Below are 14,805 nucleotides of genomic sequence, written 5' to 3'. Positions count from 1 at the left end.
TCTTTAGTCAAGGTTTTGCTTATTATATAATCTGTAGGTTATGCCCACTTAATAACAGGATAATAATAATCAGTCCTGCAGCAATCCTATACCACCCGAAAACTTTAAAACCGTGTTTGTTCAGGTATCCGATAAAACTTTTTATCGCCAGCAGGGCCACAATAAATGCCACTACGTTTCCAATAATCAGCATATTCGTCTGGTCGTGGGTAATGGTGTGGCCTTCTTTATAAAAATCGTAAAGTTTTTTGGCGGTTGCTGCAAACATCGTAGGCACGGCCAGGAAAAATGAGAATTCTGCAGCTACTTTTCTGCTCAATTTCTGACTCATACCACCCACAATAGTTGCTCCGGAACGCGATACGCCTGGTAACATGGCAATACACTGAAAAAAACCAATTTTAAGTGCCGTTAAATAAGTTACCTCTTCCTCCTTATTAACTGTCGGTTGATTAAACCATTTGTCTACAAATAATAAAATGACACCGCCAACTAATAAAGAGATACCAACCGCCATTGGGCTTTCTAATAATTCGTCGATCTTTTTGCTTAATAGCAGGCCAAATACCGCTGCCGGAATAAAGGCCACAAGCAATTTAATGTAGAAGTTTATTGATTTGAAGAATCTTTTAAAATAGAGGACAAGCACCGAAAGTATGGCACCGAGTTGGATGACAATGGTAAAAAGTTTTACAAATGGTTCTGATGCAATGCCCATGAGCGATGATGCAATGATCATGTGGCCGGTGCTCGATACAGGTAGAAATTCAGTCAGTCCTTCAACAATAGCAAGGACAATGGCTTCAAAAGCGTTCATATTTTAGAAAAGAAAGAAAACGTTTAATTAGTTAATTAAACGCTTTAGATATAATACTTTACCACCCGATTATTTTTTTAAAATGGCATAAATACCAAAAGCAAAACCTGCCAATACCACCAATGGCGCCAGTAAAGTTCTTCTGAAATCGTAAATATTACCAGTAGTACCCATCATCAGGATAAAACCAATAGCTACAATTGCAATGCTGATCAACAATAACTGATAGTTTTTTTTGGTGAAAACCAATTCGCTTTTAACGTCCTTTACAACAGGACCTGTTTTTTTTTCTGCCATTATCTATAAAGATGATAAGATTTTAAACGTAAATATCTGCTTACTGCAAACCATGTACTAATACCTGTTATAAAAATACCCACCATTAAAAGGCCTATAAACACAAAGCCAAATTCCTGGTAATTATTCAAAATAATAATTTCAGGCACCTCCTTACGCGCATAAATTAAAGTGGCCAATAAAATAATAATGGCTATAAATGCAGCAATTAAGCCATGCAAAGCAGCATACAGTAGGAAAGGACGTCGGATAAAATTTTTCGTTGCACCAACCAGCTGCATACTTTTAATTAAAAAGCGCTGTGAGTAGATTGCTAGCCTTATGGTGTTGTTAATCAACGCGATAGAGATAATTAATAATAGTGCGGCGAAGGCTAAAATAATTAAACCAATGGTATTGATATTTTTGTTTACCATATCAATTAAAGAACTTTGATAAACCACTTCTTTCACTACAGGATTTTTAGAAATACTGGTTTTCAAAGCATCGATGCTTTTATTGTTTGCATATTCCGCTTTTAAATACACATCGAAAGTTGAAGTTAGTGGATTGTATCCTAAGAAATTAACAAAATCCTCACCTAAATCCTGGGTCAGGTTTCTCGCTGCAAGTTCTTTATTTACATATTGGGTCTGTTTTACAGCCGGGTTGGCATTAAGCTCTTTTTGGAAAGCCAAAACGTCGGCTTCTTTTGCGCCTTCATCAACAATAATGTTTAAAACAATGTTTTCTTTAACGTAGTTAGAGAGATTTTTGGCGTGTACAAGTACTAAACCAAGCAACCCCAGCATTAATAAAACCAAAGCAATACTAATGATAGTAGAGATGTAAACGGTTTTGGTTTTCTTAGATGCATCACTTACTTCGAATTCTTCCATGTATTTCATTTTTGTTTCTGCGAAAATATAAATTATACCTGATAAACACCAATTAATGATTGCTAAATGAACTAACGTTTGCGATCAGCTTTTAGTTTGAAGATTAAATTTTCGCTCAAATCTGATTCTTTTTATAAAGGCGGTACGAAATTTGCTAAAATGGCGTTAATTATGGATATCCTAAAACTAAATTTAACTATGAACAGACAAATTACCATCCTGAGCTTATTCTTACTTATCGCCTCTACCATTGTTTCCTGCAAAAAAGACAGTACATCTTTAAAAGCTCAGATGTTAGGGAGATGGACGTTAAACAAAATTGTAACTTCTGGCTATACTGCTGAAGAAACATTGAAAGATCCAAAAAAAATGAATGGAACAGTTAATTATGGTACATCCAGTGATTATGTCGATTTCAAACCTAATAACGATGACCAGGTAGAGTTGAGTTTATCAGGTAACAGAACGATCGGCACTTATGTGATCATCTATTCTGATCAGTTTACCATGGACATTAATGACGGGTTGAATTATTGTAAGATAAACAGTATTACGGCAAACAAATTAGAGTTTACTGCCAAAATTGATAAAACAAACGTAACTAAAGTATATTCTTTATCGAGATAGGATCTTAATCCCCCGATTATTTGCTGCGCCATTGGTTTTAGATCAATGGCGCTTTTTTGTTGGCGTGGTTTGTGGCCAACCGACGAGATGACAATTATTTCACCTGGAATTGTTTGAATAGGGAATATTTAGATCGGAGTTTAGCGGTGGCGTCCGGTTGTTAACAGCTGACAATGAATTGAAAATCAGATTTATTTTGATAGCAAGCCAGATGGTGATAGCTAACTTCAAGGATAAGATTTATTTTATCTTAATTGTATTTTCTGCTGTTGCCTGCTGACATAAAACACAGGATAAATACGCCAGTTATCTTAAATGCTGCTGATAGTAAGATGGTACGTTTAATTAAACACTAAAAACATTGGTTTTAGTATTAACTTATTCATATTCTGCATTTTTTTTGGTAAAATATTATCCTGAATCTCCTTTTTTAAGCCCCTTAATTTCCGTATTTTCGCCGCTTTAAAAATTTAAAACTTGCAATGGATTACCAATTTAAAGAAATAGAACAAAAGTGGCAGAAATTTTGGGCAGATCATCAAACGTTTAAAGCCGAAAGCAATTCTGAGAAACCAAAATATTATGTGCTAGATATGTTTCCTTATCCTTCAGGAGCAGGCTTACACGTTGGTCACCCGCTGGGTTACATTGCATCAGATATTTTTTCAAGATATAAACGCCTTAAAGGCTTTAATGTATTGCACCCGATGGGTTACGATTCGTTCGGGTTACCTGCCGAGCAATACGCCATACAAACCGGGCAGCATCCGGCCATTACAACCGAAGCGAATATTGCAACCTACCGCAGGCAGTTAGACCAGATTGGTTTTTCTTTCGATTGGAGCAGGGAAGTACGTACCAGCGAGCCATCATATTACAAGTGGACCCAATGGATTTTTATGCAATTGTTCAACTCCTGGTACAACATTGAAAACGATAGGGCTGAAGATATTAGCACGCTGATCGAAAAATTCAATGCATCAGGTACTGCTGATGTAAAGGCGGTTTGCGATGAGGATACCAGGGTATTTTTGCCAAGCGATTGGGCAACCTTTACCGAAGAGGAAAAACAGATCGAATTGCTTAAATACCGTTTAACCTATCTTCGTGAAAGTACCGTAAACTGGTGCCCTGCATTAGGAACGGTTTTGGCCAATGATGAAGTGAAAGATGGTTTTTCGGAGCGAGGTGGTTTCCCGGTTGAGCAAAAGAAAATGATGCAGTGGAGCATGCGTATTACCGCTTATTCAGACAGACTTTTGCAAGGTTTAGATACCATCGACTGGCCAGAGCCGATTAAAGAAATGCAGCGTAACTGGATCGGGAAAAGTGTTGGGGCATCCGTAAAGTTTGCAGTTGATAATTCGCAGTTGGCAGTTGAAGAAACTGAAAATTCAGAACCGAAAACTGAAAAATATATTGAGGTTTTCACCACCCGTGTGGATACCATTTTTGGGGTATCGTACCTGGTTTTGGCTCCGGAACATGAATGGGTTGCCGAACTGACCACTCCTGAACAAAAACAAGTTGTTGAAGATTATATCGCGTTGACGAAAAAGAAATCGGAATTAGACCGTATGGCCGATACCAAAACGGTATCGGGTGCTTTTACAGGTACTTATGTGATTAATCCGGTAAGTGGCGAGCGCGTGCAGTTGTGGATTGCTGATTATGTATTGGCAGGCTATGGAACTGGTGCGGTGATGGGAGTGCCGAGTGGCGATCAACGCGACTGGTTATTTGCTAAACACTTTAATCTGCCGATTGTGCAGATTTTAGATGCGCAAAAAGATATTGATGTGCAGGCAGATCCAACAAAAGAAGGTAAGTACATCAATTCTGGTTTTATTAACGGATTGGAATACAAAGAGGCGGTTGCCTTTTTAAATAACTGGTTAGAAGAGCGTGGCGCAGGCAAGGCAAAGGTAAACTTCCGCCAGCGTGACGCGATTTTTGGTCGCCAGCGTTATTGGGGTGAGCCGATTCCGGTTTACTTTAAAGATGGATTGCCTTATTTGGTTAAGGAAGAGGAACTGCCATTGTTGCTTCCTGAAATTGATAAATATTTACCGACAGAAACCGGAGAACCGCCTTTGGCGAGAGCTGAAAACTGGTTGCCAAAAGATGGCGGACATTACGAGCTGAGTACCATGCCGGGTTGGGCTGGAAGCAGCTGGTACTGGTACCGTTATATGGATGCCCATAATGATACTGAATTTGCTTCGAAAGAAGCGGTTGAATACTGGAAGGCTGTGGATTTGTACATCGGTGGTTCTGAACATGCAACCGGCCACTTATTGTACAGCCGTTTCTGGAATAAATTTTTGAAAGATTTGGGTTACACTAAAGAAGAAGAGCCTTTCAAAAAACTGATTAACCAGGGAATGATACAGGGTAGGAGTAATTTTGTTTACCGCATTCACGATGAGAGTGGAAAACCTACCAATACCTATGTTTCGGCTGGATTAAGAAAAGAATACAAAACTTCGGCCTTACATGTTGATGTAAACATTGTTGAAAACGATACTTTAGACCTAACAAAATTCAAAGCCTGGAGGGAGGAATATGCCAATGCAGAATTCATTCTGGAAGGTGGAAAATACATCTGCGGCGTTGAAGTAGAAAAAATGTCGAAATCAAAATTCAACGTGGTCAATCCCGATGATTTGATTGAGCGTTATGGTGCTGATACTTTGCGCATGTATGAAATGTTCTTGGGTCCGTTAGAGCAAAGCAAACCCTGGAACACCAATGGTATTGAAGGTGTATTCAAATTCTTGCGTAAATTCTGGAGGTTATTCCACAACGAGGCATGGGAATTCACTGTATCAGATGCTGAACCTACGAAAGCAGAATTAAAATCGTTGCACAAAATCATTAAAAAGGTGCAGGACGATATAGAGCGTTTCTCATTCAATACTTCTGTATCCAGTTTCATGATTGCGGTAAACGAATTAACAGATCTGAGATGTAAAAACCGTCAGATTTTACGCGATATGGTGATTATTCTTTCCCCTTATGCGCCACATATCTGCGAAGAACTTTGGGTGTTGTTAGGAAATGAAGCAGGAACTTTGTCGTACGCCACTTTCCCAACATTCAATCCGGAGTATTTAGTAGAAGATGAGTTTGCCTATCCGGTTTCCATCAATGGTAAAATGAAAATGAACCTGAATTTGAGCTTAACTTTAGCACAACCAGAAGTAGAAAGCATTTTATTGGCCGATGAGCAATTCCAGAAATTTTTAGATGGAAAGCCGACCAAAAAAATCATTTTCGTTAAAGGAAAGATTATTAATGTAGTGGTTTAAGGGTAGAAAGCGGAAGGTAATAGGGCGGAAGGTTTTCCATTGCAATTGTCCTTAGAGAGGTGCAAGCCGGATGGTTAATAGGGCCGAAGGTTTTCCGTGCAATCGACTAAACTAGAAATATAAAAACCCGGGTTACGTTTTCGTAATCCGGGTTTATTTTTATAAGCCTAACGCTGTCCAGGCTATGGGTTTTAAGCCTTATGCCCTCCACCTTCTAACCTTCAGCCTCACTAATCCCTTTTCCTTCTGTTTCCGCCAAATCGCCTGTTATTGCTAGCATTACGCGGTTTGCCACTCATATTGCCATCGCCGCCTTTTTTAGCGCCGCCACCACCTTTAGATTGGGCCTGTGGTTTACGTTTAACCTGGTTTTTGGCCAGCATATTTTCCCAGCTTAGCGGATAAGGATGATCATCAACAATAGGCAAAGTAATTTTAATCAGTTTCTGGATATCCAGTAAATACTCATTTTCTTCGGCATCACAGAACGAAATGGCAAAGCCGTTCGCGCCTGCACGTCCCGTACGACCAATCCTGTGCACATAAGATTCAGGAATGTTGGGTAATTCATAGTTAAAAACGTGCGACAGCTGTTCGATATCAATCCCACGGGCAGCAATATCAGTAGCCACCAGTACCCTGATATTTTTATCTTTGAAATCATTTAACGCACGTTGCCTGGCATTTTGCGATTTGTTACCGTGAATGGCAGCAGCTTTAATGCCGGCGTGACCCAGATCTTTCGCAATCCGGTCGGCACCATGTTTGGTCCGGGTAAAAACCAGTGCCGTTTCAATGGATTTATCCTGCAAAAGGTGAATTAAAAGTTTCTTTTTATCGGGTTTATCCACAAAATAAATGGATTGGTTAATGGTTTCGGCTGTTGATGAAACCGGAGTAACCTCTACCTTAGTCGGGTTTGACAAAATGGTGTTGGCCAGTTTCTGAATTTCATCGGGCATGGTTGCAGAGAAAAATAAAGTCTGACGTTTAACAGGCAATTTAGCCACTACTCTTTTCACATCGTGAATAAAGCCCATATCCAACATCCGATCGGCCTCATCTAAAACGAACAGTTCAATTGTATTCAGGTTAATAAAACCCTGGTTCATTAAATCAAGTAAACGGCCAGGGGTGGCCACTAAAATGTCAACTCCTTTTTTCAATGCCTCTACCTGCGAATGTTGGTTTACACCGCCAAAAATGACCAGATGGCGAAGATTTAAATTCTTGCCATAAGCTTTAAAGCTTTCCTCAATCTGGATGGCCAGTTCGCGCGTTGGTGTTAATACCAGTGCCTTGATATTTTTAGTTGCCTTGGTATTGATGTGTTTCTCGTGCAGTAATTGCAGCATAGGGATGGCAAAGGCAGCCGTTTTTCCGGTACCGGTTTGTGCGCAGCCTAATAAATCCTTGCCTTTTAATATGGTTGGGATGGATTGCTCCTGTATGGGTGTTGGTTGTGAATAACCTTCGGTCTCAAGGGCCTTTAAAATGGGCTCAATGAGGTTTAATTCTTTGAATAACATGTATGTTTTTATGTAATATTTATCGAAGAAGCTAGAACAATCAATTATTGAAGGACTAACTTGCGGAGAGAATATGCCATTCAGAATGGCAAGCCCTTATTCCTGCTTCGGCGGCAAAGATACAATAAAATGTGGAAAAGTAAACCCTGCTTATTTGTGCGGTCGTGCACAGTACAGGATGCAGGTGCAATGAAAGCCGATTAAAATAATTGGTATTTTAATTCAACGTATCTGTAAATTATTTATTTTTTGTATATTTATTTTATTCTAAATGTATTTTTTATGTTTACATTTTTGTATACATAACATATGATTTAAATATTATAATTTCTAACCAACTATCTAACCAATTATTACACTATGAAAAAAACAGTACACCGCCATTGTGAGCATTCGATTCTGATTTATTTGCCACAGGTTTAAAAAGGGCAAAAAAGCCTATCAATCCAGTTATTTACTAAAAAAATGCGGCAACTAAAGCTGTTGTATGCTGCGCATTGCCATTTTTTTTAGCTCAAAATCCTAAATCATAATAACCTATGAAACAAAATCTATCTTTTTTCAGGAGAAGTTATGTGCTCCTGTGCCTGATTATGCTGTTTGTATTTAAGGCAGATGCCCAAACCAAAGTAACCGGAAAAGTTACGGGCAGTGATGATCAACAACCCATCGTTGGGGCAACGATAAAAATCAAAAATGGACCTGGCGGCACCACAACCGACGCTAATGGTACATTTTCTATTGCTGCAAAACCAACCGACGTGCTCGTAGTTTCCTTTATCGGGTACAGATCAAATGAAGTTGCCGTAGGCGGCCAGACCAATCTTTCCATCGTTTTAACGGCCGAAAACAATAAATTATCAGAAGTAGTGGTAACGGGTTACTCAAGTCAGCGGAAAAAGGATCTGACGGGTGCTGTTGCAGTGGTGAGTATGGGGCTGTTGAAAGCCCAGCCCGCCGCTAGTGCAGTAGAAGCATTGCAGGGCAAGGCTACGGGGGTGCAGATCATCAACGATGGAGCGCCTGGTTCTACCCCACAAATCCGTATCAGGGGTATCAGTACGATCAATAACAATGAACCACTTTATGTAATTGATGGTGTTCCTTTTGAAGGCAAGCTATCCTGGCTTAACCAAAACGACATTGAAAGCATGCAGGTGTTAAAAGATGCTTCTTCAGCTTCTATTTACGGATCGCGGGCCAATAATGGGGTTGTAATTATTACCACAAAAAAAGGAGTAACAGGATTGCCAAAAATTACGCTCGATTCTTATTATGGTACACAGGCGCCACGAAAAGGAAGCTTCCCGGAAATGATGAACCCACAGCAATATGCCCAGTATGTATTTGATGGCTATACAAATGCGGGAAAAACAATTGCAGCTGGCAAAAACTATGGTTCGGGGCCAACTCCTGTACTGCCTGATTATCTGGTGGCAGGTTCTAAATTAGGTCAGGATGTTACCGCTGCAGATGCCGATCCTTCCAAATATAACTACAGCCGCGATCCCAATTTGTTTTATCAGATTACAAGGGCAAATAAGGAAGGAACCAACTGGTTTGATGAGATCACAGAGTCGGCACCGGTACAGAATTATCAGATCAGTGCAACAGGTGGTGGCGAAAATGCAACCTACGCTTTTTCAAGCGGGTACCTCGATCAGAAAGGAACCATAAAATATACCGGATTTAAAAGGTATAATTTAAGATCGAATACCAGTATATCGGCTTTTAACAAGCGTGTCCGTTTTGGCGAAAATGCACAGTATAGTTATTCTGAAGGTTATGGTTTTGGTGTTAATCCCAATACGCCGGGCAGTTATCAGGATCAGGGCAGCGCATTGGGCTGGGCTTATCGAATACCAACCATTATCCCGGTTTATGATATTGCCGGAAATTTTGCAGGCAGCAGGGGCAGCCAACTGGGAAACGCCGAGAATCCGCTCGCTTTTCTTTACCGTGCAAAAGATAATAAAAACAAAAATAATTTCTTCTTCGGGAATGTTTTTGCTGAAGGCGATATTATCCCCGGCCTGGTGCTCAGAACCAATTTTGGTTTGCGTTATGAAAACTTTAACGGCCTGTCTATGCGTTATCCAAACCTCGAATTTTCTGAGGGCAACAACTCCAATAACCTGAACGAGTACCAGGGATACAATACCGAGTGGACCTGGACCAACACTTTAAATTACAGTAAGGTTTTTAAAGAATTACACCGTGTAAATATTCTGGTGGGTACGGAAGCTATCAGGTCAAAATCACGGCAGTTAAATGCAGGCAGAAATGACTTCTTTATTTTAGGCAATCAGGATTATTATTACCTGAGTACCGGCTCTTCCAATATCAGCAATACCAGTTTTGGTTCCATAGGCTCACTGTTTTCTGTATTTGGAAAAGCAGATTATTCTTATCGCGATCGTTATCTGGCCAGTATTACCTTCAGACGTGACGGTTCTTCAAACTTTGGTCCGAACAATAAATATGGTAATTATCCTGCAGGAAGTGTAGCCTGGAGATTATCGGAAGAAGAATTTATGAAGAGCATAAAATGGCTGAGTGATTTGAAACTCCGTGTAGGTTACGGCCAGACGGGAAATCAGCGGATCCCACCTTATCAGTACATTAACCGTTTCCAAAGTTCCATTATCAATTCTGCTTATGCCGTTGGTGGCGCAAACGGATTAACTACGGGCGTATGGCAAAATGCTTATCAAAACGCCGATGTAAAATGGGAATCGCTAAAAGCGCTGAACATCGGACTTGATTTTAGTTTATGGGGAGGTGCAATAGATGGATCGGTTGATTGGTACGACAAAAAAACATCCGATATGCTTTATAACCTTCCCTTACCTTCCAGCGTGGTTGGTTTAGGTAGCTCACCGTTTGTGAATATCGGTGACATGAGCAATAAAGGAATCGAGTTTAATGTGGCTTATCATTATGGTATTAAAGATGACAGTCCGCTTAAATTTGATGTTGGTGTAAATTTCTCTAAAAATAAAAATGAGATTGTCAGGCTGGCCCCTGGTATTTTTAACCAGATTTATGGTAATTACAGGAGTTTACAAACCAGTGTGCTGCAGGAAGGTGCACCATTTGGTTCTTTTTTTGGGTACAAAACTGCCGGAATTTACCAGAGTGCTGCCGATATTCAGGCCAATCCATCATATGCTGGCGCCAGGGTTGGTGGCTTACGCTATCAGGATATTAACGGCGATGGCGTAATCGATCCAAAAGACCGGACCATTATCGGAGATCCCAATCCGGATTTTACCGTTGGTGTAAACTTAAATGCCTCCTATAAAAACTTTGATATTGCCGCATTCATCTATGGTGTTCAGGGCAATGATATTTTCCAGGCCACACGTTATTTTACCGATTTCCCTTCTTTCGATGGGGCAAAAAGTACCAGGCTGTTAAACGCATGGAGTCCTTCAAATCCAACCAGTTTAATACCTTCTGCCTATGCAGGCGCATCAGATCTGGAATTTGCCTCATCAAGCTATTATATTCAGGATGGAAGTTTTTTAAGGTTAAAGAATATACAGCTTGGTTATTCAATTCCTACTGCTAAGGCATTCGGTGCCAATTCGCCCATCAGCAAATTGCGGGTATATGTTAGCGCAACCAATTTATTTACAATCACGAAGTATACTGGTATGGACCCGGAGGTGAGTCAGATTACAGATACTTTTTCTGCACCGGGAGTAGATCAGGGTGTTTATCCTTCTCCACGTCAGTTTTTAATTGGTATTAATGTTGGATTTTAACTATAAATAAAGATGAAACATATAAAATATATTCTGCTCTCCTTTCTGATTTTTTCTACCTTCTCGTGTAAGAAAGAATTTTTGAACCTGCAACCGCAGGGCGAACTTACAGAAGCACAACTAACCACTCAAGATGGGGTGGAGGGTTTACTGGTAGGTGCCTATAGCCTGCTAAATGGCAACGTAAACGGTACCTATGGTAATTACGGCGCTGCACCCAGCCAATGGCTTTTTGGAGAAGTAGCTTCAGATAACGCCCATAAAGGCAGTAGCGTTGGCGATCAGCCCCCTATGAATGCCATTGAGCAACATTCTCCAACCAGTACAAACGATAATTTATCGAATCTTTGGGACAGGTGTTTTGAAGGCATTCAGCGTTGTAATAATACCCTTAAAATATTGGCCAATTTACAGGCAGGCAATGGTTCTGCCAAATTTAGCGATGCCCGTGCTAAGGAAATACAAGGTGAAGCCCGTTTGTTGCGTGCACATTATTATTTCTTCCTGGTTAGGGTATTTAAAATGGTGCCGTATGTAACCGAGGCCAGCAGTGGTACCTTTGTACCTAACGATAAAGATATTTATCCTAATATCATAGCTGATCTTCAATACGCAGTAGATAATTTGACTACAACCAAACCCAAAAACCAAAAAGGGAGGGTTGATAAATATGCAGCCCAGGCTTATCTTGGTAAAGTTTACCTGTATCAGAAAAAATATACAGAAGCTTACGATCTGCTGAATGCGGTGATTTTGGCCAAAGCAGACTTAACCACTATGCCTTACTCAGATAATTTTGATATTACCAAAGAAGACGGTCCGGAAACCATCATGTCTGTTCAGCACTCTGTGGGTACTGATGGTACCGGTGGAGATAACGGAAATGTTGGCGATATCCTGAATTTTCCTTATGGCAACACCCCGATCAACTGCTGTGGGTTTTTCCAGCCAACAATCGATTTGGCGAATTCTTTTAAGGTTGATATAGCTGGATTGCCTTTATTGGATGGCAGTTACCGTAACAACCCCTATAAATCAGATTTTGGTTTAACCGAATCAGCAAAAGATAATTACGTGGTAGATAAAACCTTACCTTTTGATCCACGTATAGAATCGACCATTGGCAGACGTGGTATTCCTTATCGCGATTGGGGAATCATGGCAGGCGACACCTGGATTCGTGATGCTTCAAATGGCGGTCCTTTCGTTGCCGTTAAAAATACCATAGAGGCTTCGCAGATTGCCAGTGGCACCGCGCCGGGTACCACCAACGTAACCGGATTAAATGTAAACCTGATCCGTTTGGGTGATGTGTACCTCATGGCTGCAGAATGTGCGGTAGAAAAAGGCGACCTGCCGAGGGCTTTAGTACTTGTAAATGCTGTGAGGGCCAGGGCTGCAAAAATTACCCCGCAACAGATAAACGGTGCGCCTGCTGCTGCCTACAAAGTAAGTCCGTACACCTCGTTCCCTAATATTACCTACGCCAGAAATGCCGTTCGGTTTGAGCGCAGGCTAGAGCTGGCGATGGAGGGACATCGGTTTTTCGATCTGGTACGTTGGGGCATAGCGAAACAAACGCTCGAAAGTTATTTCTCTTTTGAAGGCGGGTACTTCGATTATCTGAAAGGCATAACCTTTGAAAGCAGGGATGAATATTTTCCATTACCTCAGGATCAGATTGACAGAAGTAAGGGCACATTAAAACAAAATACCGGATATTAGGTGAATTTATAAATAGAAGCTGTATCATAATTTGTAATTCTACATCCAATTGTCACGTTGAGCCTGTCGAAACGCCTTTAAAGCATTTAGAACAAGGTTCTTCGACAAGCTCAGGATAACAATTCCACTTATGATACAGCCTCTTACATTTTTAAGTTATAGCAGACTATAGAAGATCTTATGTAAGCTTGTAACAATTTTTTTTATCCTAACTAAGGATTATTTCACTCATTTATTTTTCAGCCGCTGGCAATAGGAAAAAGCATCACGCTTAGATAAAACTTTTTAAGTGACTAGAATACAGCTACTGCGGCTGGTAAAATAAACCTGACCGACAGCGTTATCCCGATTCTAAAGGGTTTAATTCATACGTTTATTTTATCGGGATTAAGCAAAGGGCGGGCCTATAGTAACCTAAGCAGTAGAGCAATTGCTTTCCATAAAAGAAATAGATATTACAACAGTATGCTATTAATAAAAGTTATAGGGTTTTATCTTTTCTTATCTTAGAACTATTTCTCCTCTTTAAATCTGCTGAAAAACAACAGCGCTATTAAACATAGTCCAAAACCTACCACACCATTTAACCTTAACCCATAATCATTGCCAGGGTCTTTACCATAAATGGTGAGCATAGCAAAAATGGCAATCCCTAATGTTTGACCAAGTTTTACAAAAAGATATTTCACCGCGAAGAACATACCTTCGTGGTTTTCGCCAGTTTTTAAAGTGTCTCTTTGGGCGATATCGGCCAGAATCGCAGTAGGTAAAATGCCCAGTGCTGCCAATGGAAAAGAGGCCGATAATACCAGCATATATATCTGCGTATATGGCCCTAATGGTAATTTACCCAAAAAGAAAATGGTAACGAAAATTAAACACAATATACCAAAGGCAAGCAACACAAAAGGTTTTTTGCCAATTTTAGCAGATCCGAAATTAACAATCGGGTAAAACAGGAGGGAAGCCAAAACCATGGCACCCATAAATTTGCCTCCTTCTGATTCCGGTAAGCCCAATAAAACCGTACAAAAGAATAATAAGCCGCTTGATATAATGCTCAGTGCGGTATAGAAGGCAAAATCAGAGATAAGGTAGTATTTAAAATTACTGTTTTTAAAAGTACTTTTAATTGCCGGCCATAATGGTACATGCGTAGGTTTTGCTACAGAAAATTCTTTTTCATTGATAAAAAACACCGGCAATAACATGACCAATCCGGAGAGCACGCACAACCCCCATATGGCCGCTTGAATGGCTTCGCTGCGGTTGGCTACCTGAAAATTAGCTTCAACCAGATCGGCAAAATTGTTTGTACAGGCCGACAAAATAATGCCAATAACAAAACCCACCTGCTGGTAACTGGATAATTTTACTTTTTGTCTAGGGGTGTTGGTTACCTCGGCCAGTAAGGCATTATAGGGAATAATATAGGTGGTAACCGATATAAAAAACAAGCAGAGCGTGAGGGTGAGCCACCAGGCATTATGCAGGCTTTCTGTTTTTTGGATGGGATAAAAAACCAGTCCGCAGAAAAGCATGGCCGGCACAATAGCCCACTTCATAAAAGGCATTCTGCGGCCGTTTTTATTGGTGCTGGCATCGCTTCTTGAGGCGATGAAAGGATCGTAAATGGCATCAACCAGCCTGCCAGAGGCCGCAATTATCGACAGGATATTAAATGCACCCAACAGAACAAGCTGTGGTACCAAAGGCGGTAAACCCGCGTTGCTTGGGGGCAGGTAAAAATAGGGCAGCATGACGATGATGATGTTGGTCATCGTACTCCAGCCAATCATACCCGCTGCGTAGGCAATTTCTTGTTTTAACGAGAGTGTTTTGTTCATTAAT

The 14,805-nt window shown here is 40.4% G+C and carries 9 protein-coding genes; 4 read left to right on the top strand and 5 right to left on the bottom strand.

The annotated features are described in order from the left end of the window. Nucleotides 1-22: 22 nt before the first annotated feature. The 3 genes from ACK1I8_RS14310 to ACK1I8_RS14300 form a co-directional block, all read right to left on the bottom strand. Nucleotides 23-817 carry an undecaprenyl-diphosphate phosphatase gene (locus tag ACK1I8_RS14310; protein WP_412466040.1) on the bottom strand — a complete coding sequence of 265 codons (795 nt, stop codon included), beginning with the start codon at nt 815-817 and terminating at the stop codon, nt 23-25. A 69-nt stretch (nt 818-886) separates the two neighbouring features. Further along, complete coding sequence (locus ACK1I8_RS14305; protein ID WP_412466039.1) at nt 887-1,114, bottom strand: DUF3098 domain-containing protein; 228 nt, start codon at nt 1,112-1,114, stop codon at nt 887-889. Further along, nucleotides 1,114-1,992 carry a cell division protein FtsX gene (locus ACK1I8_RS14300; protein WP_412466038.1) on the bottom strand — a complete coding sequence of 293 codons (879 nt, stop codon included), beginning with the start codon at nt 1,990-1,992 and terminating at the stop codon, nt 1,114-1,116. Before ACK1I8_RS14300 ends, ACK1I8_RS14305 begins: the two co-directional genes overlap by 1 nt. 198 nt (nt 1,993-2,190) lie before the next feature. On the opposite strand from ACK1I8_RS14300, the gene ACK1I8_RS14295 reads away from it, so the two are divergent. Continuing rightward, nucleotides 2,191-2,619, top strand: a complete 429-nt coding sequence (locus tag ACK1I8_RS14295) for a hypothetical protein (RefSeq protein ID WP_412466037.1) — start codon at nt 2,191-2,193, stop codon at nt 2,617-2,619. 482 nt (nt 2,620-3,101) lie between these two features. Further along, nucleotides 3,102-5,930, top strand: a complete 2,829-nt coding sequence (gene leuS, locus ACK1I8_RS14290; RefSeq protein WP_412466036.1) for a leucine--tRNA ligase — start codon at nt 3,102-3,104, stop codon at nt 5,928-5,930. 230 nt (nt 5,931-6,160) lie between these two features. Here leuS and ACK1I8_RS14285 read toward each other — a convergent pair whose 3' ends face one another. Next, nucleotides 6,161-7,459 carry a DEAD/DEAH box helicase gene (locus ACK1I8_RS14285; protein ID WP_412466035.1) on the bottom strand — a complete coding sequence of 433 codons (1,299 nt, stop codon included), beginning with the start codon at nt 7,457-7,459 and terminating at the stop codon, nt 6,161-6,163. A gap of 539 nt (nt 7,460-7,998) precedes the next feature. Here ACK1I8_RS14285 and ACK1I8_RS14280 point away from each other — a divergent pair. Together ACK1I8_RS14280 and ACK1I8_RS14275 are read left to right on the top strand one after the other, a co-directional pair. Then, nucleotides 7,999-11,229, top strand: a complete 3,231-nt coding sequence (locus tag ACK1I8_RS14280) for a SusC/RagA family TonB-linked outer membrane protein (RefSeq protein ID WP_412466034.1) — start codon at nt 7,999-8,001, stop codon at nt 11,227-11,229. Nucleotides 11,230-11,241: 12 nt separating this feature from the next. Continuing rightward, nucleotides 11,242-12,954: a RagB/SusD family nutrient uptake outer membrane protein gene (locus ACK1I8_RS14275; protein WP_412466033.1), complete on the top strand. Its 1,713-nt coding sequence runs from the start codon at nt 11,242-11,244 to the stop codon at nt 12,952-12,954. A gap of 512 nt (nt 12,955-13,466) precedes the next feature. Here ACK1I8_RS14275 and ACK1I8_RS14270 read toward each other — a convergent pair. After that, entirely contained in the window at nt 13,467-14,801 is a 1,335-nt protein-coding gene (locus ACK1I8_RS14270) for an MFS transporter (RefSeq protein WP_412466032.1), read from the bottom strand. Between the last annotated feature and the right edge of the window lie 4 nt (nt 14,802-14,805).

Source organism: Pedobacter sp. KLB.chiD, from assembly GCF_047040275.1.
In the GTDB taxonomy this organism is placed as follows: Bacteria; Bacteroidota; Bacteroidia; order Sphingobacteriales; family Sphingobacteriaceae; genus Pedobacter.
The sequence above is the reverse complement of the archived record's forward strand: the minus strand, read 5'-3'. Positions and strand labels throughout refer to the sequence as shown.